This window comes from Rhodopseudomonas faecalis (genome assembly GCF_003217325.1).
GTDB classification, from domain to species: domain Bacteria; phylum Pseudomonadota; class Alphaproteobacteria; order Rhizobiales; family Xanthobacteraceae; genus Rhodopseudomonas; species Rhodopseudomonas faecalis.
The window spans coordinates 1-1,152 of record NZ_QJTI01000060.1; the positions used below are offsets into that span (position 1 = coordinate 1).

1 protein-coding gene is annotated in these 1,152 nt (G+C 62.5%); it reads right to left on the minus strand.

Annotated features, from left to right (window positions below; translation table 11 throughout):
• Positions 1-147: 147 nt before the first annotated feature.
• The gene (locus BJ122_RS18895; RefSeq protein ID WP_110782823.1) at positions 148-870 is read right to left on the minus strand and encodes a hypothetical protein; all 723 of its coding nucleotides are present in this window, start codon (positions 868-870) and stop codon (positions 148-150) included.
• Positions 871-1,152: the final 282 nt, after the last annotated feature.

The following is a 1,152-nucleotide window of genomic DNA, read 5'->3' on the forward strand; positions in this document are numbered from 1 at the left end:
CAACGGCCACCCGAACGGTCAGATCGACGACCTGCTGCCCTGGGCCTATCCCGCCACGCAAGACCTCAGGCACGTGGCCTGAGAACAGCGCTTACAAAACAACAATGGCCGGGACAAGCCCGGCCATCATGCATCGATTGGTTGTTGTTACTTGCTGGCCGGAGCCGGCGCTGCCGGAGCGGGATCCGGCTGAGCCGGCGCTGCTTGAGCCGGCGCAGCTTGGGCAGGCGCTGCTTGGGCGGGCGCCGCAGCTGCGGGCGCCGCGGCAGGCGCGGCTTCGCCGCTCTGAGCGCCGACCAGCTTGTCATAATTGGCGACCACCAGATCGATATTGGCCTTGTTCTCGACCGCCGGGCCCGGGCTCTTGAGCGCTGCATTGAGCTCGGCCATCGCCGCCTTCTTCTCCTTGGCCGGCACCTTCTTGTCAGCCTGCAGCTCGGCGATCTGCGCCTTGATCACCGCTTCCGGACCGACATAGGCCTTGGTCTTGGGATCGACGCCGCTCAATACCAGCCCGACATTGTCGGCGATATCATTGTACTCAGCGAATGACGCAAAACCGTGCTTCTTGACCGTGTCTTCGATCTGCGCGGTCAGCTTGGGATCCGGCTTGGCTTTCGGGCCTTCCGGCAGTTTCGCGGTGAGCTCCTCGACTTCCTTCTGAGCGGCGACCAGCTGGTTGATGTGCTGCTCGGTGAGCGCGATCTGTTTCAGCGCGGGTTGCTGCGGAGCCGGCTGAGCCGCCTGTTTCGCCTCTTTGTTGGCCTGCGGCTTGGCAGGCTGCTGCGCCAGCGCGCCGTCGCTGCCGTATCCGACCGAAAGGGCCAGACAGGCCGCGCCGAGCATCGTGACGTAGTGTTTGGTCAACATGACATCCCTCCAACTGGCCCCGGAATCGCCGAGGCTGATTGCAACCGCTGCAAACTGCCCGACAATCGTGGCCGAAAGCGTACAGTTTGGGCGATTATCGGGCGCTGCGCCCGGGATGTGCTGATTGAGATACCTTCAAACGCAAAAACCGCCGCGACATTTCTGTCGCGGCGGTTTTTGTGTTGGTTTGTGAAGAGGGGAATTTGTCCTTTGCAGGCCTGGCAGCGACCTACTCTCCCGCGTCTTGAGACGGAGTACCATTGGCGCTGAGGAATTTAACGG

What these genes read in the sequence shown, in the direction of transcription:
- BJ122_RS18895 (WP_110782823.1), bottom strand. Translation starts at nt 870, where the DNA reads ATGTTGACCAAACACTACGTCACGATGCTCGGCGCGGCCTGTCTGGCC.